Source organism: Sphingopyxis sp. BE259 (assembly GCF_031457495.1).
In the GTDB taxonomy this organism is placed as follows: domain Bacteria; phylum Pseudomonadota; class Alphaproteobacteria; order Sphingomonadales; family Sphingomonadaceae; genus Sphingopyxis.
On the sequence record NZ_JAVDWM010000001.1, the window covers coordinates 1,858,508 to 1,882,992 of the forward strand.

General features: G+C 61.9%; 18 protein-coding genes. 9 read left to right on the forward strand and 9 right to left on the reverse strand.

Going from position 1 to position 24,485, the window contains the following annotated elements; genetic code table 11:
- Positions 1-2: 2 nt before the first annotated feature.
- The 3 genes from J2X44_RS09015 to J2X44_RS09025 all read left to right on the forward strand — a co-directional run bounded on the left by J2X44_RS09015 (position 3) and on the right by J2X44_RS09025 (position 3,915).
- On the forward strand, positions 3-2,546 hold the full coding sequence (locus J2X44_RS09015; protein ID WP_310089170.1) for a DEAD/DEAH box helicase family protein: 2,544 nt from the start codon (positions 3-5) through the stop codon (positions 2,544-2,546).
- Positions 2,543-2,794: an antibiotic biosynthesis monooxygenase gene (locus J2X44_RS09020; RefSeq protein ID WP_310089171.1), complete on the forward strand. Its 252-nt coding sequence runs from the start codon at positions 2,543-2,545 to the stop codon at positions 2,792-2,794. Before J2X44_RS09015 ends, J2X44_RS09020 begins: the two co-directional genes overlap by 4 nt.
- 569 nt (positions 2,795-3,363) lie before the next feature.
- Positions 3,364-3,915 (forward strand): hypothetical protein, encoded by a 552-nt coding sequence (locus tag J2X44_RS09025; protein ID WP_310089172.1) that lies wholly within the window; start codon positions 3,364-3,366, stop codon positions 3,913-3,915.
- A gap of 129 nt (positions 3,916-4,044) precedes the next feature.
- Here J2X44_RS09025 and J2X44_RS09030 read toward each other — a convergent pair whose 3' ends face one another.
- Positions 4,045-4,728: a hypothetical protein gene (locus tag J2X44_RS09030; protein ID WP_310089173.1), complete on the reverse strand. Its 684-nt coding sequence runs from the start codon at positions 4,726-4,728 to the stop codon at positions 4,045-4,047.
- Between the two features lie 239 nt (positions 4,729-4,967).
- On the reverse strand, positions 4,968-7,859 hold the full coding sequence (uvrA, locus tag J2X44_RS09035; protein ID WP_310089174.1) for an excinuclease ABC subunit UvrA: 2,892 nt from the start codon (positions 7,857-7,859) through the stop codon (positions 4,968-4,970).
- A 193-nt stretch (positions 7,860-8,052) separates the two neighbouring features.
- Between uvrA and J2X44_RS09040 the strand changes: the two genes are divergently transcribed.
- From J2X44_RS09040 to J2X44_RS09050, 3 genes are all read left to right on the forward strand, one after another.
- Positions 8,053-9,471 carry a hypothetical protein gene (locus tag J2X44_RS09040; RefSeq protein WP_310089175.1) on the forward strand — a complete coding sequence of 473 codons (1,419 nt, stop codon included), beginning with the start codon at positions 8,053-8,055 and terminating at the stop codon, positions 9,469-9,471.
- Positions 9,471-10,247, forward strand: coding sequence for a C1 family peptidase (locus J2X44_RS09045; protein WP_310089176.1), 777 nt, complete (start codon positions 9,471-9,473; stop codon positions 10,245-10,247). Before J2X44_RS09040 ends, J2X44_RS09045 begins: the two co-directional genes overlap by 1 nt.
- Positions 10,248-10,389: 142 nt before the next feature.
- A complete protein-coding gene (locus J2X44_RS09050) occupies positions 10,390-12,462 on the forward strand; it encodes a M13 family metallopeptidase (protein WP_310089177.1) in 2,073 nt (690 codons plus the stop codon).
- A gap of 16 nt (positions 12,463-12,478) precedes the next feature.
- Here the strand turns inward: J2X44_RS09050 and J2X44_RS09055 are convergent, their stop codons facing one another.
- Complete coding sequence (locus tag J2X44_RS09055) at positions 12,479-14,047, reverse strand: BCCT family transporter (RefSeq protein ID WP_310089178.1); 1,569 nt, start codon at positions 14,045-14,047, stop codon at positions 12,479-12,481.
- A gap of 94 nt (positions 14,048-14,141) precedes the next feature.
- Here J2X44_RS09055 and J2X44_RS09060 point away from each other — a divergent pair, with 94 nt between their 5' ends.
- On the forward strand, positions 14,142-14,552 hold the full coding sequence (locus J2X44_RS09060) for a hypothetical protein (RefSeq protein WP_310089179.1): 411 nt from the start codon (positions 14,142-14,144) through the stop codon (positions 14,550-14,552).
- 7 nt (positions 14,553-14,559) lie between these two features.
- Here the strand turns inward: J2X44_RS09060 and J2X44_RS09065 are convergent, their stop codons facing one another.
- The gene (locus tag J2X44_RS09065) at positions 14,560-14,805 is read right to left on the reverse strand and encodes a hypothetical protein (protein ID WP_310089180.1); all 246 of its coding nucleotides are present in this window, start codon (positions 14,803-14,805) and stop codon (positions 14,560-14,562) included.
- Between the two features lie 145 nt (positions 14,806-14,950).
- On the opposite strand from J2X44_RS09065, the gene J2X44_RS09070 reads away from it, so the two are divergent.
- Positions 14,951-15,217, forward strand: coding sequence for a hypothetical protein (locus tag J2X44_RS09070; protein ID WP_310089181.1), 267 nt, complete (start codon positions 14,951-14,953; stop codon positions 15,215-15,217).
- A gap of 93 nt (positions 15,218-15,310) precedes the next feature.
- Positions 15,311-15,667, forward strand: coding sequence for a UrcA family protein (locus tag J2X44_RS09075; RefSeq protein ID WP_310089182.1), 357 nt, complete (start codon positions 15,311-15,313; stop codon positions 15,665-15,667).
- Positions 15,668-15,736: 69 nt separating this feature from the next.
- On the opposite strand, the gene J2X44_RS09080 is transcribed toward J2X44_RS09075, so the two are convergent.
- The 5 genes from J2X44_RS09080 to J2X44_RS09100 all read right to left on the reverse strand — a co-directional run bounded on the left by J2X44_RS09080 (position 15,737) and on the right by J2X44_RS09100 (position 24,432).
- Positions 15,737-16,468: a response regulator transcription factor gene (locus J2X44_RS09080; protein ID WP_310089183.1), complete on the reverse strand. Its 732-nt coding sequence runs from the start codon at positions 16,466-16,468 to the stop codon at positions 15,737-15,739.
- Positions 16,465-17,637, reverse strand: coding sequence for a histidine kinase (locus J2X44_RS09085; RefSeq protein WP_310089184.1), 1,173 nt, complete (start codon positions 17,635-17,637; stop codon positions 16,465-16,467). Before J2X44_RS09085 ends, J2X44_RS09080 begins: the two co-directional genes overlap by 4 nt.
- A gap of 97 nt (positions 17,638-17,734) precedes the next feature.
- The gene (locus J2X44_RS09090; RefSeq protein WP_310089185.1) at positions 17,735-19,186 is read right to left on the reverse strand and encodes an MATE family efflux transporter; all 1,452 of its coding nucleotides are present in this window, start codon (positions 19,184-19,186) and stop codon (positions 17,735-17,737) included.
- Positions 19,187-19,337: 151 nt separating this feature from the next.
- Positions 19,338-22,205, reverse strand: a complete 2,868-nt coding sequence (locus tag J2X44_RS09095; protein WP_310089380.1) for a valine--tRNA ligase — start codon at positions 22,203-22,205, stop codon at positions 19,338-19,340.
- Positions 22,206-22,356: 151 nt separating this feature from the next.
- Positions 22,357-24,432 (reverse strand): S9 family peptidase, encoded by a 2,076-nt coding sequence (locus tag J2X44_RS09100; protein ID WP_310089186.1) that lies wholly within the window; start codon positions 24,430-24,432, stop codon positions 22,357-22,359.
- Positions 24,433-24,485: the final 53 nt, after the last annotated feature.

The following is a 24,485-nucleotide window of genomic DNA, read 5'->3' on the forward strand; positions in this document are numbered from 1 at the left end:
CAATGGATTTTAATCAGATACCAATGCCGTTTAGGGCTCCTGCTTCAGACGATCCTTTCCGAATTTTCTCATCTTTGCCTCGCGTTGGCAATGTCCCAAATGATCTTTGGCACGGCCAAGCCCAGGCGTTGGAACAGTGGAAGGTTCTTCGCGATCAATCCGACATCTTGCTGTCTCTAAATACAGGCGCAGGGAAAACTTTGGTTGGCCTGTTGATAGCGCAAAGCCTCGTAAATGAAGGCGTCGATAACGTCGTCTATGCATGTCCTACGAATGATTTGGTGATTCAAACTGCGAAGCAGGCCATGAATTTTGGCATGTCTGTCACCACAAGAATGGAAGGTCGTTACAGCAACTCAGAATTTGAACTTGGAAACTCATTCTGCATTACAAGTTACTCGTCCATTTTCAACGGCATGAGTAGCATAATTAAGAATCATTTTCCGGGGGCCGTAATATTTGATGATGCCCATGTAGCAGAAGCGGCAATTAGAGACTCGTTTACCCTTGAAATCCGCGCAGATAGGGATGGTGATCTTTACAGTAAAGTCGCCGGGCTCTTTCTAGGATATTTTCAGCGATCTAACAGAGAAAATCGGTATAGAGATGCCATAAATAATGCGCCTGGAGCAAAAAAGTTAGTACTTGTCCCTCCCGACGCTGTTTATGAAAATCGCGAAATGGTAGAAGCACTGTTTCGCGCGCACCTAGACACGAGCAAGCTAGATCATAAATTTCCGTATGAGCATCTCAAAGATCATTTAGGTCTATGTTCATTTGTTTTTAGATCCGGCGTTTTGCAAGTCGCTCCACCATTCTTACCTAGCTTGGCTTTGGACATATTTCGACGCAAAGTTCGGAGGATTTACCTCTCAGCGACATTGAAAAACAAAGCTGATGTCGTGCGGGCGTTTGGCCGCAAACCAGATCACATCATCGAGCCAAATAATGATGCCGGTAACGGCGAAAGATTGATATTGTTTGAGAGGTTTTTATCTAATAATTTGAAGATTGAGCCATCTTTTATTCAAGGAATAAGCTCGAAGATAAAAACTCTGATTGCTGTCCCGAGCTATTTTGCAGCTTCACGGTGGGCGAGCGTTGCATCGCCTCCACCGAAAGATGAGTTTAGCTCTAAGCTTGACGCATTTCGTTCCGCGGATTCGGGTTGCTTTTTATTGGTCTCCCGCGTCGACGGAATCGATCTCCCGAATGATACTTGCAGGCTAATGGTTATTGACGGGATACCCGTCGGATCGTCGCTCGTTGAGCGTTATCAGCACGAGGTGCTATCAATAGACAATTTTATTTCTTCGCGAATGGCTAACAGAATTGTTCAGCTTTTTGGCCGGATTAATCGTGGAAGGAGCGACTACGGCGTATTCATTATCACAGGCAACGATATCAATATGTGGCTTGGACGGCGAAAGAACGTGGCTCGGCTTCCCAAGCTCCTCCAGAGCCAAATCCTGCTTGGTCAGACCGTTCAAAACTCGATGAATATTCGTAGCTTGGCTTCATTTTCGGAATTGACCGCTAAAGTTCTGCTTAGCGTTCCCAGAGATCAAGGCTGGTTGAATTTCTACACTCAGTTTCTCGAGGCTGATCAGATTGAAGTCAATATTACGACTGCTGCGGAAAAGGCGGAACAGCGTAATCTCCTAGCTGCGCAAGCAGAAGCGGAGGCTGCTAAAAATATTTGGATGGGCAACTATGATCAAGCCCGATTGGCACTCGATGAAATTGTCACAGAGGTTTCTCGCTCTGATTCTCGATATGCTGGTTGGTTGAACCTTTGGATCGGTGGATGCTTGTTCGCTTCCGGTGAAACGCAGGACGCGTCAGTGTACTTTAATCGCGCCAAAAGTCAGACGGGTGACGGCCTCATTATCTTGGATCGAGGTCAAGCGGGCGCGATCGAGGGCGAGGATGGTCTGACCGAACCTCAGCGCCGTATTTTGGCTTTGGTTTCAGGAAGTAGAGACAGTTTTAATCGACGTATCAGTAAATTCAACACAGACCTTCTCTGCCTTGATGGTGGAAGTCCAAATCAAGTCGAAGAAGCGGTTCGTGCGCTTGGCGAAGCTCTAGGCTTTACGAGTACTCGGCCTGATAATGACCGCGACGTCGGCCCTGACGTATTGTGGATCGATGATTCCTGTCAGCAAGGCTTTGGCGTGGAGTTGAAGACGGACAAGGAAAGGGACTCGCTGCTAAATAAGGATGAGATAGGACAATCACTTAACAACCATCTCTGGATGGATAGAGAGATGGCGGGACATCAAAACCTTGGTCTTGTTATCGTAGGAGATTTTGCTGGCCATACGCCGCAGTCCACTCCGTCGGATGCTTTGTTTATGGCTAAATTGCCAATCTTCAGCTCTATTAGAGACGAGTTCGTTGCGATGCTCCATACCTGTTATGGAATGGCAGAAAGCTCAAGGAAAGAGTGGTTAAAATCGGGCGGATTCAAAGAATTTTCGTTAGAGAACGTGGCGGGTCGACTGAAGCAACTCAGCCTTGTGCAGAATGCGTTAAATCATTGATCCTCGTCACCGGCCACGTCATCCTGACCCCCGAGCATCGCGAGCGCATGATCGCGCTCGGCGCCGCGCATAGCGCGCGGTCGCGCGGCGAGGCGGGGTGTCTGGCGCACAACTGCCATATCGATGTCGAACAGTCCGACCGCCTCGTCTTTGTCGAGGAGTGGGCGGATATGGCCGCGGTGCGCGCCCACTTCGCGGTCCCTGCATCGGGCGCCTTCGTCGCCGATCCCGGATCGAGTCCGGGATGACGTGCGCGCCCTCTCACCCCAGCCGCCGGTGATGCGGATGTTCTCGGGCGAAGATGTGACGGCGCGGGTGGTGGGATGACAGGATTTTCCCCTCCCGCTTGCGAGAGTGGCTTTTTGCCTCTTTCGTCATCCCGGACCCTTCGACTGGCTCAGGACAGGCTTGATCCGGGATCCATAGCAACGCGCGAAGTCATGGACGCCGGATCAAGTCCGGGGTGACGAGCGAGGGAAGGCTCAGGCCGGGTATCGATGTAGGAAAATAACCGCTTTCCTACATTATTCCGCTGTGCCAGCCTTCACTCCGGCTCTTTCAAATCATCGACAAAAGCGGTTGCCGCCCGGCGTGCGGACACCTCCCTGCGACGGATTGTCCCGCGCGCGGCAGGGTGACGGCGAAACAGCGCGTAAGGCTGAACTTTGCTGAACTTTGGACCAACATCGCGCCCGCCGCCGTCCTTTGCCGCACTGCTCAGCCGCGCGCGGGCTTGATCGGGCGCCGCGTTCGGATAGGGCAGGGCAATCGACCCCGGATCGCGCCGGGATGACAGGGGTGTCGCGCCGGGGGGCCTATGAGCGGGTTTGAATTCATCTTTTCGCTGTTCGGGCTGATCCTCGGCCTCGCGCTGGCCGAGGGGCTGGGCGGGCTGGCGCGCGCGCTCAAGGCCAGCCACCGCGTCCGCATCGGCTGGCCGACCGCGCTGCTTGGGCTGTTCGTGTCGTGCGACGTTGTTACCTTCTGGAGCTATGGCTGGGCGCTGCGCGACACATTGCCGCTGACCTGGCCGGTGCTGTTCGGCGGCTTCGTCGTCACCGCGCTTTATTATGTCGCCGCATCGCTGGTGTTTCCCGACGATCCGGAGGGATGGAGCGACCTCAACGCGCATTTCGACAAGCATCACCGCAAGGTGATTGCGGGGGTGTTCCTGTGCAATGTCGTGTTGGTGGCCACCGTCGCGTGGCTGGTCGGCATGCCCGCCCCGACCAGCTTGCGCGCGATCATCATCGCTTGGAGCTTTTTCCCCGTCGCGCTGCTCGCGATCGCGGCAAAGGACCGCCGCGTCGTGCTCGCCTGTCTCGTCTGGCTGATCGCGCTCTACCCGCTGTCGGCCGTGTGGCATTAGGCGGAGGCGGAACAACCACCCCAAATTCGTCATCCCGGACTTGATCCGGGATCCATGCGGCGGTGTGGTTATGGACCCCGGGTCAAGCCCGGGGTGACGATGAAAGGGAAGAGGGGCGGCCGCCCGCGCTCACTCCGCCGTCACCCACGCGCCGCCCTGGCGCCGGTACACCAGCGGTGATACCGACCGATTGGCGTCGTCGAACTGGGCTTTGACAAAGGCGGGCAGTTTGGCGCCGATGTCCGCGGCGCGCGCGTCGGCAACGATCAGCACATCGTCCGACGGCACCGCGACCAGCAGATTGCCGCCCAGCGCCGCATCAAGCGCGTCCCACCCGTCGGCAAGGATCAGGCTGGCGAGATAGTCCATCTTGGGCACCATCACGACACCCCCCGCCACCGCCTCCGCGGGCGGCAGCGACGGCAGGATCGCCAGCACCTGACGACGGCCGAGCGCCATGATCTCGTCCTGCGTGACCTTGTACAGCTTCAGGTCGCGCAGCATCCATGGCTTGCTGGTGGTCGGCTGGTCGGCGACAAGGATCAACTCCAGCCCCTTGGCAAAGGGCCTGGTAAAGATGACATCGTCGGCGTTGGCGCCTTGCTCGACCAGAATTTGGTTCCGATAAGCCGTCGAGCCGGCTTCGCGGACGACCAGCCGCAGACTGCGCAAGATGCGCTCATGCTCGGCGTCGGCCTGGGCGCGTGCGGCGGCTTCATCGACCGGCTGCGCCGCCGCCTGCCCGTTGCCGGCGCCCATCAAACCAGCCGCAAAGCCGATCGCCTTGCCGAAAATCGATTTGCCAGCCGCCATCGGTCCGCTCCTTACTGCAAAGGCGGACAGCCTTAGCGCCGTGCCGAGATGGGCGGAACGGCGGACAAAGCACCGGGTCACGAAGGCTGGCGGTACCCTCACCACCGTCACCCCGGGCTTGACCCGGGGTCCAAGCAACCCAGGTGGTCATGGATCCCGGGTCAAGCCCGGGGTGACGATACAGGGAAGGGGGAGACGATGCCAGGAGGTGCGAAGAAGCGGGGGAGGGGCGACGCCCTCTATTTCAACATCGGCGCCAGATATTGCCCGGTAAAGCTCCGCGGGTTCTTCGCCACCTGCTCCGGCGTGCCGCTCGCGACGATTTCACCGCCCTTGACCCCGCCCTCGGGGCCAAGGTCGAGGATATAATCGGCGGTCTTGATGACATCCAGATTATGCTCGATCACGATCACGCTGTTGCCCTGTTCGACCAGTTGCTGAAGCACCTCCAGCAGCTTGCGGACATCCTCGAAATGCAGCCCGGTGGTCGGTTCGTCGAGGATATACAGCGTCTGTCCGGTCGATCGCCGCGACAGCTCCTTGGCCAGCTTCACCCGCTGCGCCTCGCCGCCCGACAAGGTCGTCGCCTGCTGCCCGACCTTGATATAGCCGAGCCCGACGCGGACGAGCATCGCCATCTTCTCGCGGATCGACGGCACCGCCTTGAAGAATTCGGTCGCATCCTCGACCGTCATGTCGAGCACGTCGGCGATGCTGTGGCCCTTGAACTTCACCTCCAGCGTTTCGCGGTTGTAGCGTTTGCCGTGGCACGTCTCGCACGTCACATACACGTCGGGCAGGAAGTGCATCTCGATCTTGATCAGCCCGTCGCCGGTGCAGGTTTCGCACCGCCCGCCCTTGACGTTGAAGCTGAACCGCCCCGGCTTGTACCCGCGCGCCTGGCTTTCGGGCAGGCCCGCGAACCAGTCGCGGATGATCGTGAAGGCGCCGGTGTAGGTCGCGGGGTTCGACCGCGGGGTGCGGCCGATCGGCGACTGGTCGATGTCGATGACCTTGTCGCAATGCTCCAGCCCTTTCAGGCTGTCGTGCGGCCCCGCGATCATCCGCGCGCCGTTGAGTACCCGCGCTGCGCTGGCGTACAGCGTGTCGATGATCAGGCTCGACTTGCCGCTGCCACTGAGGCCGGTGACGCAGGTGAAGGTGCCGAGCGGGATCTTCGCGGTCACATTGTTGAGGTTGTTGGCGCGCGCGCCCTTGAGCACCAGGTCGAAGCCATTGCCCTTGCGGCGGATCTTGGGGATTTCGATGCGCTTGGTGCCGTTGAGATAGGCCGCGGTCAGACTTTTGGTGTTCGCCAGCACCTCGTCCAGCGTTCCCTCGGCGACGATCTCGCCGCCGTGCAGCCCGGCGCCGGGGCCCATATCGACGACATAGTCGGCGTGGCGGATTGCATCCTCGTCATGCTCGACGACGATCACCGTGTTGCCCAGGTCGCGGAGGCGTTTGAGCGTCGCGAGCAGCCGGTCGTTGTCGCGCTGGTGGAGTCCGATGCTCGGCTCGTCGAGGACGTAGAGCACGCCCGACAGGCCCGAGCCGATCTGCGAGGCGAGGCGGATGCGCTGGCTCTCACCGCCGCTCAGCGTCCCGCTGGTGCGGTTGAGGTTCAGATAGTCGAGCCCGACATTGTTGAGAAAGCCGAGCCGTTCGTTGATCTCCTTCAGGATCGCCTTGGCAATCTGTTGCTGAGTGGCGTTCAGCTTCGCGTCGAGAGTGCTGAACCAGTCGAGCGCGTCGGCGACCGATCGCTGTGCCGACCTGCTGATGTCCTCGCCCGCGATCTTCACCGCCAGCGGTTCGGGGCGCAGGCGCGCGCCGTGGCACGTCTCGCACGGCTGCGGCGTCTGATATTTCGACAGCTCCTCGCGCATCCACGCGCTCTCGGTCGACAGCAGGCGGCGGTTGAGATTGCCGATAACGCCCTCGAACGCCTTGTGCGTCGTGTAACTGCGGCGCCCGTCCTTAAAGGTCAGTTCGACCGGTTTGCCACCGCTGCCATAGAGAATGATAAGCTGTACCTCGCCGGGCAGATCTTGCCACGGCGTCGTCAGGTCGAAACCATAGGCTTTGCCCAGGCTTTCGAGCACCTGCATATAATAAGGCGAGGGCGGGTTCGATTTCGCCCATGGCACCACCGCGCCCTTTTTCAGGGACAGCGCATGGTTGGGAACGACGAGATCGGGGTCGAACTCCTGGCGTTCGCCGAGGCCGTCGCACGCGGGGCAGGCGCCCTGCGGCGCGTTAAAGCTGAACAGCCGCGGTTCGATCTCGGCGATCGTAAAGCCACTGACCGGGCAGGAAAATTTCTCGGAAAAGATCAGGCGGTTCGCGGGGATGCCCACGCCCTTCATCGCCCCGCCGGTATCTTCCTCCTCGCGCCCCGGAACCGGGCCGTCGGCAAGGTCGACATAGGCCAGCCCCTCAGCCAGCTTCAGCGCGGTCTCGAAACTGTCTGCGAGCCGTGTGCCGAGGCCTTCGCGCACTGCGATGCGGTCGACGACGACCTCGATGTCATGCTTATATTTCTTGTCGAGCGCCGGGGCCTCGCCGATTTCGTAAAATTCGCCGTCGATGCGGACGCGCGTGAAGCCGTCCTTCTGCCACTGCGCGAGCTCTTTCTTATACTCGCCCTTGCGCCCGCGCACGACGGGCGCGAGCAGATAGGCGCGGGTGCCTTCGGGCAGTTCCATCACCCGGTCGACCATCTGGCTGACCGTCTGCGCCGAAATCGGCTCGCCGGTGGTCGGCGAATAGGGGATGCCGACGCGCGCCCACAGCAGGCGCATATAATCGTAAATCTCGGTGACCGTCGCCACGGTGGAGCGCGGATTGCGCGACGTCGTCTTCTGCTCGATGCTGATCGCGGGCGACAGCCCGTCGATATGCTCGACATCGGGCTTTTGCATCATCTCCAGAAACTGGCGCGCATAGGCGGAGAGCGACTCGACGTAGCGCCGCTGGCCCTCGGCATAGATGGTGTCGAACGCGAGGCTCGATTTGCCGCTACCCGACAGCCCGGTGATGACGACCAGAGCATCGCGCGGCAGATCGACGTTCACGCCCTTGAGATTATGCTCGCGCGCACCGCGCACGGAAATATGGGTCAGACTCATGGGTGGGATATGTTCCAGATTTGTTCTTGAGGCGCAAGAGGCGCGGTGTTGGTGAGATAGTGACGCGACAATGCTACCACAATGGAACAAATTTGGCGTTTTGGTCCTATACCCGCGGAGCAGTCAGCGTTTCTCTCCGCGCTTCCAAAGGGGGGAGGCCAATATGGTTGGTGGGTACATGCGTTCGGCCGCAATGGCGGCAATTCTGTCTTCTTTTGCCCTAAGCGGCTGCACGACCCGCTTGGCCGTCGTGCCATTGACCGGGACGGCCACCCCGGTGGGCGCGCCGTTTCCGCTCTATTTTGATCAGTTTCGTGTCTCGATAAATTATCAGCTGGCTAAATGCGATTCAGACTTGGTCATCAAGACGTCGGTCGAGGTCGTCGAGCGGATCCGGTCGGCGGATCCGGAGCATAGCTATGTCATCGATCCGAACAGCCTTGCCGCGTTCAATAAAACGGCGGAGGCAGTGATCAAATATTTTCCAAACGGCATGCCGTCCTCGATAAACGCGAAGGCCGACGACCGCACGGCTGAAATTGTCGGGTCGCTGATCAAGTCGGCCGCGGGTGTTGCCAAGCTGGTCGCTGGTGGCGGGGGCATGACCGCCGCCGTTGCCTGTACGGCCGATGCCGACACCGCGATCAAGGAACTCGATCGCCTGGCCCAGTTGGTCAAGACTAGAAGCGGAGCGGTGAAGAGCGCGCAAGAGGTTTTTGACAAGCGAAAGGCGCAAATTGATGCTGCGGGCGCGGCCGTACCCGCCGCGTTGCGGAAGCAATTTGCCCAGGACTATATGGCATTACAGGGGGCATTGCAGGGGCTCGCCGATAGCAAAAAATCGCTCGACGCCGCCAAGAAGGCACTGAGTGTCTCGGTTGCGCTGAACTGGCCGCAGAATGGCATTCTGATGTCCGAAGAAATCGTGCCGACGAGCGATCAGCTCGCGCCGCTGTTCGACAAATGGCTCAAGGGCGGCGCAGCGTCGGTTTCGATCAACCCGGCCGATCTCACCGCTATGGCGGTGAAGCTGGAAATCGAGGCGGAGCAGCCGAACAGCCCCTATGTGCAAGCTGGTGGATCGCGAACGTTGCCCGCGGCCGATCTTGCCAAGGGCATTCCTTATCGTAACCCCCATTGGGGGCTGATGCGCGTGCGAACGAAGAACGAGAAGGGCGCGTGGGAAATTGCCGAAGAGAAGCGTTACGAGTTCCTGCAACTCGGCCGCGTTTTTGTCCTGCCTTGCGTCAGCAAACCTTTGACGTCGATCAGCTGTAATTTGGCGTTCAACGAGAATGGCCGGGTCAGCGAGGCAGGGACGACGAACAGCAAGGCGCCCGGCGAAGTCGCGGCGGGCTTGTTTAGCACTGCTGTGACCGAAGTCGCTGGCGTGAAAACGGCGCTGGATGGTCGCGCGCTGAAAGAAAAGCAGGACGACCTGGCCCTATTGGAAATCGATGCAAAGATCGCGGCGGCGCGCAAAGCGCTAGTGACGGCGCCGCCGACGCAAAAGCAGCAATGGGAAGACGAGATCGCGATGCTGGACGCCGAACGTCGGTTGATCGAAGGGCGGCGGGCACTCGACGCGGTCAAAGGCCCGGTAGAGCCCTAATGCCCGCACCGCTCGACATTTCCGCACCGGCTGAGACGACGACCGTCGATCGCTTTGCCGCTTTTGTCGATCCTTCGGACGCCAATCCGGCTCAATTCAAATATTCTCGGCCTTTCAACCATTGGTCTGAGTCCAGCCTCGTTGAACAGCGTTTCGACTGGCGCACCCGGGGGATGAGCTTTGTGCAACGGGCGCAGGGAACGGCGAACGTTTGCACGAGCTATGCAACCGCCGCGATGGCAGAGGCGCGTTGGCAAATGCGGCGCAACCAGACCATTCGGCTGGCAGGCGGCTATGTTCATTGCTGCTTGCTCGGGATCAGCGATCCACTACAGGGCGCGAATCCAGAAGCGGCAGCGCGTGCGGCGACGGCCAACGGGCTTGCGAAATCCGGGACGGATGGACCGCCGCTATCTGCTCAACAATGCCAGACGCTCGGCCAGGATCGTATCGGGGTGACGGGGTCTGAATGGGTGGCGCCCGGAACGCCGATGCTCAATGCGCTGGTCAGGCACGGCCCGATGGTCGTCGAAATGAACGTGCCGCCCAATTTTCCGGATCTCCGTGGGCACGATATCTATGCGGCGGCGATCGATCCGGCGACCGCGAAGCGGCACAGCATGCTGCTTGTTGGTTATGATTATCCCGCGCGTACCGGTTTTCTGCTGAACAGCATGGGCGCGCAATGGGGGAACGGCGGCTTCCTTCATGTTCGCTTCGGGGCAGGCGGCGTGCTGGATCATTTTTACGCCATGCAGATCGGCGTGGCTGCCTGAACCTTTCTCCATTTCCACCAACTTCCCAATGTCTTCGACCAGCGGCATTCGCTGCGCTTGACCCCTCCGCTGTGCAGGCGGACAGTTTGATCATGGCCGTTGTCCGGTTTCGGGCGACGCGGGGACATGAGGAGACTGGGGAATGATGAAATATCTGGGCGGGGCCGCGAGCCTGGCGATCGCGATTGCGCTGTCGGCAACGCCGGCGCTGGCGCAGGATGCCGCGCCGATGACGTCGCTGATCAGCGGCGCGGAAGAAGCATCGGCCGATGCTGAATCGCTGCAGGCCCTGACCTTCGGCGCCTGGGGCGTTGATCTAGCCGCGCGCGATCCCGGGGTGAAGCCGGGCGATGATTTCGACAAATATGCCAATGGCGGCTGGTTCGCGCGCACCGAAATTCCGTCGGACCAGGCGTCGGCAGGGGTCGATTACGACGTTTACAACCTGACCCAGCGCCAACTGCGCGCGGTCGTCGCCGGGGCACCCGCATCGAGTCAGGTCGGCGGCCTGTATCAAAGTTTCATGGACGAGGCGCGCGTCGACGCGCTCGGCGCCAAGCCGCTGCTCGCCGACGTCGCCGCTGTCGCAGCGATCAAGGACAAGGCCGAAATGGCCCGCTTCATGGGCGGCACCCAAGGGACGTTCGGCGCGACGATCGTCAGCGGCGGCCCCTATGCCGACACCGCCGACCCGACGGTCAATGTGCTGTGGCTGGGGCAGGCGGGTCTGGGCCTGCCCGAACGCGATTATTATCTGACCGACGGCTTCAAGCCGCAGCGCGATGCGTATCGCGCCTATATCGCACGGACGATGAAGATGGCCGGCAACGCCGATCCTGAAAAGGCGGCCGACGCGGTGCTGGCTTTCGAGACGGAAATTGCAAAGGTCAGCTGGGCAATCGCCGACCGCCGCGACATCGGCAAGATCAACAACCCGATGTCGTCGGACGAGCTTGCGGCCTATGCACCCGGGCTCGATTGGGGCGCGTGGTTCGCGGGTGCGGGGATTGCACCGCAGAAACGCATCATCGTCAACGAAAAGACCGCGGTGCGCGACATTGCGGCGCTTTACGCCAAGACCCCGCTGGACACGATCAAGCTGTGGCAGCAATTCCACGTCGCCGACAATGCGGCACCCTATCTGTCCAAGCCGTTTGTCGACAGCCGGTTCGAATATTCCAAGGCATTGAGCGGGGTTTCTGAGCTGCGGCCGCGGTGGAAGCGCGGGCTGACGCTGGTCGATGGCAGTTTGGGCGAGCTGGTCGGTGAAACTTACTCGGCGCAATATTTCCCCGCGAGCGCCAAGGCAAAGATGGAGGTGTTGGTCGCCAATCTGAAGCTGGCGATGGGTGACCGTATCCGCGCCAACAGCTGGATGGCGCCCGCGACGAAGGAGGCCGCGCTGGCCAAGCTGGCCAAGATGGACGTGATGGTCGGCTATCCCGACAAATGGCGCGATTATACGGGGCTCAAGATCGATCCGGCGGACCTCTATGGCAATGTGAAGCGCAGCGCAGCGTTCGAATATGCCTATGGGCTGGCCGATCTGAACCAGCCGGTCGATCGCAAGAAATGGGCGATGAACCCGCAAGAAGTGAACGCCTATAATGGCGGGCTGGAAAACAAGATCGTGTTTCCGGCGGGCATCTTGCAAGCGCCCTATTTCAGCGAAAGCGTCGATGACGCGGTCAATTATGGTGCGATCGGCGCGGTGATCGGCCACGAGATCATCCATGGCTTTGACGATCAGGGGCGCAAGATCGATGCCGACGGTGCGGTGCGCGATTGGTGGACTGCCGAAGATGCGGCTAAGTTCGATGCCGCCGCGAAGGCGTTCGGCGCGCAATATGCGACCTATGAAGCCGCACCCGGAGCGTTCATCAATCCCGACCTGACGATGGGCGAAAATATCGCCGATCTGGCGGGGCTGGAGGTTTCCTATGACGCCTATCGGCGGTCATTGGGCGGCAAGCCGGCGCCGGTGATCGACGGGCTGACCGGCGATCAGCGCTTTTTTCTGGCGTTCGCGCAGGCGTGGCGGACGAAGCAGCGCGAGGATGCGATCAAGCAGCAGGTCGCGAGCGACCCGCACAGCCCGGCGCGGTGGCGCATCATCGGCCCGGTGCGGAACGTCGACGCGTGGTACAAGGCGTTCAGCGTCCAGGCGGGCGCGAAATATTATCTGAAGCCCGAGGACCGCACGCGCATCTGGTGATCCTGCGGTTGCAGCCTCAGGATGAGGCGGGGGCGGTTTCATGCCGTCCCCGCACCGCTATCACGGTCAGCGACAACGCCGCGCCGATGATAACGAACAGCGCAGGAAAGCCGCCGAGCACCGACATCATGCGGATGCCGTCGATCCCGCCGCTGGCTACCAACACCAGCGCGACCAGTCCGACGGTGATGCCCCACACCGCCTGCACCGCCAGCGGAGCTTCTGGCGCGTCGGGGGTGATGCCGCGCGTCGACAGCGCGCTCATCGCCGAGACATTGGCGTCGGCGCCCGCGACATAGGACAGAAAGATCGCGAACAGCACGACCGCGGCGACGCCCGGTCCGCCGCCGAGCGCGCTGAACAAGCGGAACAATACGGGGTCTGGCCCCTCTGCGGTCAGGATCGCGTAAAGGCTGGCGCCGCTTTGCTGGTCGAGTGCGATCGTTGCCCCTGCGATCGCGGTCATCCACACCGCACCGAACAGCGATGGCAGGATCAGATTGTAGAGGATGAAGGCGCGGACGCTGTAGCCGACGGCGAGGCGGCCGAGAAACAGGGCGGTGACTGGCGCCCATGCGAACCAGTTGGCCCAGTTGAAAATCGTCCATTGCCGGTGCCAGCCGGTATCGACGTCGAGGCCCAGGTTGCGCGGGATGAAGGTCTGGACATAGTCGACCCCGCCGCGCAGCGCGAGGCCGAGCATCTGGGCGGTCGGTCCGGCGATCAAAACAAAGGCGATGATCGCAAAGAACAGCCAGGTGTTGAGCACCGAAAGCCCGGCGATCCCCTTTTGCAGGCCGGTGGCGGCGGAGATCAAGAAGCTGCCGACGATCGCAGCGGCGATCGCCCAGCGCAGCGTAGTACCGCCGACAAAGCCGCCGATCCCCTCGACCCCGCCCGCCAGCGCCAGAATGCCCGCGCCCAGCGAAGCCGCCATGCCGGCGACAAGGGCGTAGAGGCAGATGATGTCGATGCCGGTGCCAACCGGGCCATGCGCGCGCTCGCCAATCAGCGGCACGAACAGCGACGACAGGCTGAACGGTTCGCAGCGGTTGTAATAAACGAGTGCAAAGGCCAGCCCGGCGACAGTGTAGATCGCGTAGGGCGTCAGCGTCCAATGCAGGAACATCGTCGACATCGCGAAGGTCGCGGTGGCATCGCTGCCTGGCGTCAGCCCCAGCATCGCGGGCGGATCGTTAAGATGAAACAGCGGTTCGGCCGCGCCCCAGAACAATATGCCGGTCGCGATGGTGGAGCAGAGCGTGACGGCAAACCAGCGCCAGCGGCTCAGGATCGGTTTCGCTTGCGGTCCGCCGATGATCCGCCCGCCCAGCGGCGAGATGGCGATCCCCGCAAGCAGCGCCAGAAAGGCCAGCCCGGACCAAGCGAACAGCGGCGAGAAATGGCGCAGAATCCAGTCGTTGATCGCGGTTTCGGCGGCGAGCACCGCTGCGCCCTGCCACAGGCTCAGGGTCACCGCGGCGAGCAGGATGGCCAGCGGAATGAAAAAGACGGGACGATTGAGCGGATGCTTCGACGATACTGGCAAAGGACGGGCCGATCGGGCAGGATGAAGGGGTAACATGGCGCTTGCCCGCGGCGACGTCAATTCGATGTCGGGAACGCCCCACCGGGCCGGGCGTTGGAGCGGCAGAGTATCAAATTGCAGGAGAGCTTCGATGACAAGAATGACTTTGGCGGCCACTACGGCGCTGGCGCTGCTGGGTGCGGCGCAGGCCGCGGCCTTTCAGGCGCCGACCGAGACCCCGGCCACTGCTACCGCGACCGCAAAGAAACTGCCCGACGGCACGACGGCGGAGGAACGGTCCAACACGGCGCGGCTGAATGCCGAGCAGGCATCGCGGGCCAAGGCGGAGACCGTGACCTATGAACAGGAAGTGTCGGCCGCCGCGCAACAGGTCGCGCATGATCAGAGCGAGTTCGCCGAAGAAACCGCCGTTTACGAAGCCGAAAAAGCCCGCGTTGCTGCAATGTCGGCGGAAGAGCGGATGAAGTGGGAGGCGGACGTCGCGGCGTGCAAGGCCGGCGACACGACGCGTTGCGCCAAACCGGTGACGCCACCGCGCTAGCCTGTCTTTATGCCGACGGCGGCGGCCGCATTGTGTCTGCCGGCGCCTCGTCGGCGGTCAACGGACCTGCCGCGATCGCATCCACTGGAGGCGCGGCGATCGGCGTCGGCGGTTCGGGATCGGGAAAACGGCCGCCGTACTTATAGTCGTCAATCGGGTCCGCCGTCCGTGGCGGGATGATGTCTACCGCGCCAAGATCGCGAAACTCATTGCTCATCCGCTGCTCACGGTCGGCGCGCAGCTTGGCGCTCACGCCGTAGCTATCTGGGCAGTCCAAGCAGGGCGGGGCGCCTCCGTCCGCCGCATTTTGTGAATCGGGATTGGCGCTGAGGCCCGAAAAAGACACGGTCGCGGCGGCACGTTTTTCGGCAAGAGGCTCAGCGACGATGTCGCCAAGGATGACTCCGCCGATTGTCCCGGCGATCGCGACGATCGACCAGCGGGCCAATCTGTTCGCGCGCGATCGATCCTTGCCTGATCGAGTCGCGATGAAAGATAATTTCGGCACCATTACACAATTTGGTCATGTCGAAGTGTCTGGCGCAAGTCTGGCGCCACGAAATTACCCGTCCGTCGTCGGTTCGTCGATGGGTGAGCCGCCTTCGTCCGTAAATCGAGCCGCCGTTTGCGCCGATCGATCCAAAGGCGATTCTGATGACGTCTAGGGAGTATCACCCTTTTGCGGGATGCGGGAGCCTCGGTCTCCCCGGTCCGGAGCTCTCGTGTCCCGCATCATACCCCCAAGAGAGGACTCCCCCATGGCGAAACTTTCCCTGATCCTGCTGAGCGTGCCGGTGGCGTGCATCGGCCTGAGTGTTCCGGCGGCTGCCGAGGATGAATTTGGCGAACGACGGAGCGTCGTCGTGCCTTATCATGACCTGAATCTGGCCAGCGTCGAAGGCCGCGACCGGCTGAACGCGCGGGTCAAGTCGGCCGTGCTTTCGGTGTGCAACAGCCGCCCGCACTATCGGCCCACGCTGCAAGAGCGCGCGCAGTCCCAAATTTGCGAGAAGGCGACGATGGCCGATGCCAATGTCAAACTGGCGGGGCTGCTGAATGGCGGCGGCACCCGGCTGGCCGATCGCGGTCAGACGATATTCGTGTCCGCACCCTGAGGGCCGCGTTGCCCGTTGGCGAAAGGCGGTCATGCCCCGATGATGGGCATGGCCGTTTTTTTTTGTCGCTCAGGCGTGCATGATCGCTTTGACGTCGTGCAGATAGGTGCGGCCGATGCGGTGAACGCCGCCTTCGCCCAGATCGACGCTCCACGCGCCATCACCATGATGTTTCAGCCCGACGATCCCGTCGCGGCGCACCATTTTCGACCGGTGGATCCGCATGAACTGATCGGGGTTCATCCGCGCTTCCAAGGATTTGATCGTCTGGTGGATCAGCCAGCTACGCGCGCCAAGGTGTAGCCGCATGTAGTCGCGCTCAGCCTCGATCAGGTCGACTTGGCCCGCGTCTATCCGCAGCATTTCGCCGCGGTTCTGGACCCAGAATTCGTTGATCCATTTGCTCTTTTGCGTTGGCGCCCGTTCGGTCGCGCGCCATTCGCGGACCCGCGTCAGCGCCCGCGCCAGGCGTTCGGGTGATACCGGTTTGAGCAGATAATCGACTGCCGCGACGTCGAACGCCGCAACCGCATATTGGTCGAACGCGGTGACGAAAATCACTGCGGGGGGATTGTCGAGCCGGTCGATCGCGGCGGCAACCTCCAGCCCGTTGAGGTCGGGCATCGCAATGTCACAAAGGACGAGATCGGGCGCGAGGGCGTCGACCATGCGGAGCGCGGAGGCACCGTCGCTGGCGGTACCGACCAGCGACACCCCGTCCTGTTGGCCGGTCAGGATTTGCAGTCGCTCGATCGCCAGCGGTTCGTCATCGACGATCAGGGTGCGGAGCGTCTGGATCATGGGCAGGATGTCTCTCGTGATAGCGGCAGCCACAGCGAAACGACAAAGCCGCCCTCATCAGAGGGGCCCCATTCGCACCCGGCGGTGGGGCCATAGCGGGTCAGCAGCCGTTCGCGAACATTGCCGAGGCCAAGGCCGGTGCCCGACGCAGGCGAAGGCGCCTTGGCGTCGATGTCATTGTCGATCCGCAATACCAGCAATCCGTATTCGGCGCTGGCGTGCAGGCGGATGGCGATTTTGCCCTTGGTCGGCGCAACGCCATATTTGATCGCATTTTCGATGATCGGTTGCAGGATCAGCACCGGGACGCACGCATTTTTCAGTTCGTCGGGGATCGTTACCTCGACCTGCAAGCGGTCGGGGAAACGCGTCTGTTCGATATCGAGATACAGGCGTTGCAGTGCGATCTCTTCGTCCAGACTGACCAGCTGTTCGGGGTCGATCGCCAGGCTTGAGCGGAGGAAGGACGACAGGTTCATGATCATCGTCTCGGCCTCGCTTTTCGAACCTTTGAGGACAAGGGTCGACAGCGAATTGAGGGTGTTGAACAGGAAGTGCGGATTGACCTGGTAATGCAGCGCCCGCAGCTGGGCATTTTTGGCCTCGAGCCGGAAATGATTGGCGCGCCGTTCGACCGCGCGCATTTCATTTGCATAGCCGAAAGCGACATAGAGCGCGGCCCATACGGCAAAAAAGAAATACCAGCGAATCGAGCTGTCGAGGATCAGTACAGTTTCCCAGGCGCCGGGATATTTCGCCTGCATTTCTTCGATGATCTTGGCCGCTTCGGAAACCGGGAACCAGTAATAAAAAACCAGCAAATTGACCGATGCATAGACGATGACGAGCGGCACCGCGGCGCCGAGAGCCGCCGCCAGGCGGGCGCCGAAACTTTGCGGCTGGGCGCGCTGTAGCAATTGATACAGCACGAATGTGCACAGGATGCCCGCCACGACGACAATGCCGCGCCGCCCCGCGGAGGACCATTGTTCGGGCACCCCGGTCAGCAGGCCGAGACCGGTGGTGATCAGGAAATAGATCAGCCACATCGCGATGATCGAGCCGATAGCAACGCGCGGATTGACGCGGGCGTCCGACGCGCGCCAGTCGGGCGCTGCCGCCAGCATTTTGGCGCGCTGGTCGCGCAGCGTGTCTTTGCGAAGAGTCATGTTCATTGCGCCTGCTTTAGCGTCAATCCCGGCAGGAAGGCTAGCAGACACCGGGCCGCCAGTCGAAGCGGCGCGCGCTTTGGTCGAAAGCCCAACGTCAGCCCGCAGCGGGTTGGGGGAGCGCACGGCGCCAGTGGCCGCGCCGATACACGGCCCAAGCCATCGCCAGCGACGCGAGCGACGAGAGCGGAAAGCTCCACCAGATCGCGTCGGCGCCGAGCGTCGGATACGCGAAATAATAGATACCGAAGCGGATCGGAAACATCGATAGCGCCAGGATGATCAGCGGCGGCACAACCGACCCATTGGCGCGCAAGGTGCCGATGATGACGATGGTGGTGCCGAAGGGCAGGAAGGTCCAGGTCGCGATATACTGGATATGCCGCGACACTTCGATCGCTTCGCTGCCGCTCCCCAGGAACAGCGCGAGCGCAGCATGATCGAACAGCAACAGCATCGCGATCAGCACCCCGGTCATCGCCAGATTGATCGTGATGCCGCTGTTGGTGATCGTCGATACGCGGTCCCAGCGCTGCGCCCCGATATTCTGCGCCGCCATCGCGCTGACCGCGGCGCCGACCGCGAGCGCGGGCATCTGGATGTAATTCCACAGCTGGAGCGTAGCGCCATAGGCGGCAGCGGTGACGAGCCCCTCGCGGTTGACCAGCCCGACCATGACGAGGCCCGCGCCCGAAATCACCAGCATCTGCGCGCCCATCGGCAGCCCGCGCGCGATAATGAAGCGCAGTTCACGCCAGCTGGGCGCCAGATAGGCGAGTTCGCGGCCGCGCAGACGGAGCGGATGATCCTTGACGTAAAACCAGATGATCATGCCGATCAGGCTGATCGTCCCGGCAATCGCGGTCGCCAGCGCGCTGCCCGCGATGCCGAGGCGCGGAACGGGGCCGAGCCCGAGGATCAGCACCGGGTTCAGCACAATGTCGATCACGACGGTCAGTACCATGAAGCGCAGCGGGGTGACCGCGTCCCCGGCGCCGCGCGAGGCCATCATCAGCGTCACCGAAATCATGCTGGCGGGGATCGCGACAAAGGTGACGCGGAGGTAGTCGTGCGCCAGCGCAAAGGCTTCGGGCGGGGTTTCGAGCAGGCGCAATATCGCGTCGGATGTGAACCAGCCGACGATCGCGATGACCACCGCGAACAGCGCGGCCAGACCGATTGCGCCGCCTGCTGCGCGGCGTGCGGCATCGATGTCGCCGCGCCCGATCGCTTGCCCGATCAGCACCGTCGCCGCCATGCCAAAGCCGAAAAAGGTCGCGAACATCAGGAACATGATGATGTTGGCATTGGCGGTCGCGGCGAGCGCGCTGTTGCCCAGAAACTGCCCGACCCAGATCGAATTGACCGAACCCGAGAGGGTTTGAAGGACGTTCGAGGCGAGCGTCGGGAGCGCAAAGATGATCAGCGTTTTGGCGATCGGCCCGCTGGTCAGGTCCATCCCGCCGCGCGCCGTCTGGCGCGGGGGGACTGGCGCCGAAGCGGGGTCGCTGGCGACGGCGACGGGGGTGGGGGTGACGTTTTCGGTCAAACGATCCTCCCCGGAACGGGGAGGGGGACCATCCGCAGGATGGTGGAGGGGGCTCGCGTCCTCACGCAGCGTTGCGGTCGGACGCCAACCCCTTCCGTCAGCCGTTCCGGCTGCCACCTCCCCGCGAGCGGGGAGGAATGGGCGTGATCGCTCACCCCAGCCTTGCCAAGGCAGCGGTCAGGCGGTCGGCCTCGGCTTCTTTCGCAGCATGGTCGGCGCGCGCTTTTTCGACCGCTTCGGGCTTGGCGCGTTCGACGAACGACGGGTTGTTGAGGCGACCCGCGAGACCATCGCGTTCCTTCGCCGCGGCGGCGAGCGCCTTGGTCAGGCGGTCGCGTTCGGCGGCGATGTCGATGACGCCTTCGAGGGGGACGGTGATCGTTTCGCCCTCGACGACGAGTTGGGCCGAAGCGCCTGCCGGTGCGGGATCGAAGCTGACGTCCTCAAGTCGAGCGATACGCAGAAGCGCTTGGTACCCCGCATTCACGCGAGGTTGCAGACTGACAGGGAAGTGGGCGATTAGCTTATCGCCCGGCTTGATCCCCAATTCCGTTCTGGCGGATCTAACTTCCTTGATGACCGCAACGAGCCAGTTGATCTGAGCGCTTGCTTCAGCGTCCACTTCAGCTCCCGGCATCGGCCAGTTGGCGGTGATGAGCGGATGGTTAGGCCGGTCGCCCATGGCATGCCAAAGCTCCTCGGTGACGAAGGGCATGAAGGGATGCAGCAACACTAGTATCTGATCGAGAACCCAGCCTGCCACTCGCCGAGTTTCATCGGCCATCGCGGGTTGGAACTGAGCATCTTCATTCAGCGTCGGCTTAATCAGCTCAAGATACCAATCGCAGAAGCGATCCCACGCGAAGCTGTAGATCGTATTAGCGGCCTCGTCGAAGCGATAGTCGGCGAACGCCCTGTCCATAGCGGCTACGGTATTCGCGACTTCGCCAATGATCCAACGATTGACCGGTAGCACGGCGTCGGGAGCCTTGATGTCCTTTGACGCCGAAATGCCATTGGCTTCGCAGAAGCGCGCGGCGTTCCACAGCTTGGTTGCGAAATTGCGGTAGCCCGCGAGGCGCGCGTCATCCATCTTGATGTCGCGGCCCTGGCTTTCCATCGCCGCCATGAAGAAACGCAGTGCGTCGGCGCCATATTGGTCGATCAGCCCGAGCGGATCGACGACATTGCCCTTCGACTTCGACATCTTGGCGCCATCGGGCGCGCGGACGAGGCCATGAAGATAGAGCGTCTTCCACGGAACATCGCCCATGAACTCCATCCCCTGCATCGCCATGCGCGCATCCCAGAAGAACAGGATGTCGAAACCGGAAATGAGGACGTCGTTGGGGTAATGGCGTTTGACAAGGTCAGTGTCCTCGGGCCAGCCGAGAGTGGCGAAGGGCCAGAGGGCGGAGGAGAACCAGGTGTCGAGGACGTCCTGATCCCGCACTAAGTGCACGTCTGCCGGATTGAAAGTGTCCGAACGGGTCGCTTTTTCAAACTCGCCGAAACTATCATGAAAAACGATCTGCTCTGGATCCCAACCTTCTGCCTTATAGTGCATCCACGCTATTTGCTCGGCCTCTGTTTCATCAGTGGCGACGAAATGTGTGTCTGGCGATATCGCGTAGGTTTGCGGAGTATAGTCCAAGCGAAGCCCACCATTGGCTGCATCTGGCCCATACCAAGCCGGAATCCGGTGGCCCCACCAGAGCTGGCGCGAGACGCACCAGGGCTGGATATTCTCCATCCAGTTGAAGAAGGTCTTTTCCCACGTCTTGGGGACGATGTTTATGCGCCCGTCGCGCACCGCGGCCATCGGCGGCTGCGCGAGCGTTTCGGCGCCGACATACCATTGGTCGGTCAGCCAGGGCTCGATCACCACGCCGCCGCGGTCGCCGAAGGGCGTCTGGATCGTGCGCGGCTCGGCGTCATGCTCGGCGCCGTCCTTGTCGACATGCGGGATCAGGAAGCCCGCTTCCTTCATCCGCTGCACGACCAGTTCGCGCGCGCCGTCGATGCCATCGCGCTTGAAGCGGTGAAGGCCGAGATACTCTTGCGGGATCAGCCCGTCGCTCGTCTGGATCACATTCGCGTCGCCGTCGAACATGTTGAGCATCTCGGCGGGTTTGAAGCCCGCGCGCTTGCCGACGTCGAAGTCGTTGAAATCATGCCCCGGCGTGGTTTTCACCGCGCCCGAACCCAGTTCGGGATCGGCATGTTCGTCTGCGACGATCTTGAAGCGGCGCCCGGTGATCGGCTGGAGAATGTCCTTGCCGATCACGCTCTTGTAGCGCGCGTCGCCCGGATGCACCGCGACCGCCATGTCGGCGAGCATCGTTTCGGGGCGCGTCGTCGCGACCACGATATGATCGCTCCCGTCATCGAGCGTCATGCCGTCGGCGAGCGGATATTTGAAATGCCAGAAGCCGCCCTGCACCTCGTGCGTCTCGACCTCGAGATCAGAGATCGCAGTCTTGAGCTTTGGGTCCCAGTTCACGAGCCGCTTGTCGCGGTAGATCAGCCCCTTTTTGTGGAGGTCGACGAACACCTTGACCACCGCGGCGGTGAAATGCGGGTCCATCGTGAACTGTTCGCGTGACCAGTCCATCGAGCAACCGAGGCGGCGGAGCTGGCCGGTGATCTGGCCGCCACTTTCCGCCTTCCACTGCCACACCTTGTCGATGAAATCTTCGCGGCTGTAGTTGGTGCGCTTGTCCTGCTGTGCCTCCAGCTGGCGTTCGACAACCATCTGCGTCGCGATGCCGGCGTGGTCCATGCCGACGACCCACAAGGCATCCTTGCCGCGCAGCCGTTCGTAGCGGACGAGCACGTCCTGCAATGTGTTGTCGAGCGCATGGCCGATGTGCAGCGCGCCGGTGACGTTCGGCGGCGGGTTGACGATCGTGAAGGGCGTGGCGTCGGGGCGGTGCGGGCGGAACAGCCCGCGGCTTTCCCATGCGTGGGCCCATTTCGCCTCGATTGCGGCGGGATCGAATGTTTTTTCCATCGGCATAATGCGCCGCGCTTTGCCAGCCATGGTGCGGCGCGGCAAGGGGGCAATGGCGCTGTTCTCCACCATCGTCACCCCGGACTTGATCCGGGGTCCATCGCCGCCTGCGCAGCTATGGATGCCGGATCAAGTCCGGCATGACGATGCTGCGATGCTACTTCTTCAAATGCCGACCGACCCAACCGAACACCGTCTGATACCATTGCACGCTGTTCTGGCCCTTCAGGATCCAGTGGTTTTCATCAGGAAACACCAGCAATTCGCCCTCGACGCCCTGCCGCTGTAACGCGTGGAATGCCGCGAGGCTCTGGCTGTAGGGGATGCGGAAATCCTTTTCGCCGTGGATGACCAGCATCGGCGTCTTCCATTTGGTGACATGGTTGACCGGGTTCCATTTCTCGGCGTCACGGCGCTGCCACCACGGGCCGCCATGATCATATTCGTCGAACCATGTTTCCTCGGTCTCGAACGCCATGGCGCGGAGGTCGAACACCCCGGCATGGTTGACCAGGCATTTGAAGCCATCGGGCCACTGACCCGCGATCCAGTTCATCATATAGCCGCCGTATGAGCCGCCGAGCGCGCAGGCGTTCGCCGTATCGACATTGGCGTCGTTCGCGCCCGCAGCGACGAGGCCGAGCTTGAGGTCTTCGAGCGGCTTGCCGCCCCAATCCTGGTTGATGCTATCGGTGAACGCCTGTCCGTAACCGGTCGAGCCATGGAAATCGACGGTCACTGCAGCATAGCCGGGGGCCGAAAACAGCCGGGGATTCCAGCGCGTCGACCAGCTGTTGCCGAAACTCGATTGCGGGCCGCCGTGGACCAGGTAGGCGACGGGCAGTTTGCCCTTGCTGTCGGCGGTCTTGACAATCTGCCCCCACACGGTGTCGCCGTTGGCACCCTTGAAGCTGAAGCGCTGGGCATCGACGGGATCGATTTCGGCGAGCTGAGCGCGGTTGACGTCGGTCAGGCGGGTGACCTTGCCCTTGGCATCGCGGACGAACAGGTCGGTCGGCACCGCAACGCTGTTGCGCGAATAGAGCAGACCGCCGCCGGAAAGCGGGGTGACGTCGCCGATATTGCCCTCATAGGCTTCAATGGTGGCCTTGAGCTTGCTCACTTTGCCGCTCTTCACATCGACCCGGAACACGGGATGATCGAGCACGTCCTGCGCGGTGACATAGAGCGACTTTCCATCCGGCGCCCAGGCGATCGAGCCGACCGAACGGTCCCAGGCGTCGGTCAGCTTGCGCGTTTCGCCGCTGGCGAGGTCGCGCAGCATCAGCACCTGCCGATCCGCCTCATAACCCGGGCGCGCCATTGCGGCATAGGCCAGCCATTTGCCGTCGGGAGACGGGGTCGGAAGGGTGTCGGTCGCTTCGTTGTCCGCGGTCAGGTTCTGCGGCATCATCCGGCTGTCGACGAGCCAGCTATAGATATCGAGGTTGGTCGAGGTCGGCTCGTCCTTGTCGGCCTTGCGCAGCGTGAAATACACCGTGCGGCTGTCAGCACCCCACGCCAGTTCCTCGCCGCCGCCAAAGGGCTTTGACGGGCTGTCGCCGATCAGCCCGCCATCGACCGCGCGTGCGGTGCTGGCCTTGCCCCCGTCGAGGTTGAAAACGAACGGGCGGCTGTAGGTGCCGGGGGTTTCCCAGCTGTCCCAGTGGCGCACAAAGCCCGCGCCGTCCTTGTACAGGCGGCCGGTGCCGGGGCCGGAGAGGGCGCCCTTATCCTTTACGTCCTTCGCATCGCAGCCGAAATCGGTGCACTCGCGCGGAATGTCACCCCAGGCGAGCAGGCGCTGGCCGTCGGGCGAAATCTTGAAACCCGAGACATCGACCGCCGTGTCGGTCACCTGCGCCGCGGTGCCGCCGACCTTGGGATCGATCCGCCAGACCTGGCTTTTGCCCGAAGCGTTCGACAGGAAATAGAGGCTGCCGTCGGGGTGGAAGGCAGGGGCGGTTTCATTCTTGTCGGCGGTGTCGGCGACGCGCACCGGCGCTGCATCCTTGGCATTGCGATCGACCAACCACAGGCCGGTCGCGCGCTTGTAGGTCGCACCGTCGGTCTCGGTCATCTGAAACACCACCCAGCGCCCGTCGGGCGACGCAGTCGGCGCCGCAACGCGCTTCAGCGTCGCCAGGTCGATCTCGGTCATCGGCCGGGCAAATGCGGGGGTGGACAGGGCGGCGGCGAGCGCGGCGGCGTTGATCAGGATATGGTTTCGCATGAAAGCGGTTTAGCGTTGCGGCGGGCGCGTTCAAGCCCGTTCGTCATTTGCCG

Coding starts and splice junctions, on each gene's coding strand:
- J2X44_RS09015 (WP_310089170.1), top strand. CDS start 3: ATGGATTTTAATCAGATACCAATGCCGTTTAGGGCTCCTGCTTCAGAC.
- J2X44_RS09025 (WP_310089172.1), top strand. CDS start 3,364: ATGAGCGGGTTTGAATTCATCTTTTCGCTGTTCGGGCTGATCCTCGGC.
- J2X44_RS09030 (WP_310089173.1), bottom strand. CDS start 4,728: ATGGCGGCTGGCAAATCGATTTTCGGCAAGGCGATCGGCTTTGCGGCT.
- uvrA (WP_310089174.1), bottom strand. CDS start 7,859: ATGAGTCTGACCCATATTTCCGTGCGCGGTGCGCGCGAGCATAATCTC.
- J2X44_RS09040 (WP_310089175.1), top strand. CDS start 8,053: ATGGCGGCAATTCTGTCTTCTTTTGCCCTAAGCGGCTGCACGACCCGC.
- J2X44_RS09045 (WP_310089176.1), top strand. CDS start 9,471: ATGCCCGCACCGCTCGACATTTCCGCACCGGCTGAGACGACGACCGTC.
- J2X44_RS09050 (WP_310089177.1), top strand. CDS start 10,390: ATGATGAAATATCTGGGCGGGGCCGCGAGCCTGGCGATCGCGATTGCG.
- J2X44_RS09055 (WP_310089178.1), bottom strand. CDS start 14,047: ATGTTACCCCTTCATCCTGCCCGATCGGCCCGTCCTTTGCCAGTATCG.
- J2X44_RS09060 (WP_310089179.1), top strand. CDS start 14,142: ATGACAAGAATGACTTTGGCGGCCACTACGGCGCTGGCGCTGCTGGGT.
- J2X44_RS09070 (WP_310089181.1), top strand. CDS start 14,951: ATGACTCCGCCGATTGTCCCGGCGATCGCGACGATCGACCAGCGGGCC.
- J2X44_RS09075 (WP_310089182.1), top strand. CDS start 15,311: ATGGCGAAACTTTCCCTGATCCTGCTGAGCGTGCCGGTGGCGTGCATC.
- J2X44_RS09080 (WP_310089183.1), bottom strand. CDS start 16,468: ATGATCCAGACGCTCCGCACCCTGATCGTCGATGACGAACCGCTGGCG.
- J2X44_RS09085 (WP_310089184.1), bottom strand. CDS start 17,637: ATGACTCTTCGCAAAGACACGCTGCGCGACCAGCGCGCCAAAATGCTG.
- J2X44_RS09095 (WP_310089380.1), bottom strand. CDS start 22,205: ATGCCGATGGAAAAAACATTCGATCCCGCCGCAATCGAGGCGAAATGG.
- J2X44_RS09100 (WP_310089186.1), bottom strand. CDS start 24,432: ATGCGAAACCATATCCTGATCAACGCCGCCGCGCTCGCCGCCGCCCTG.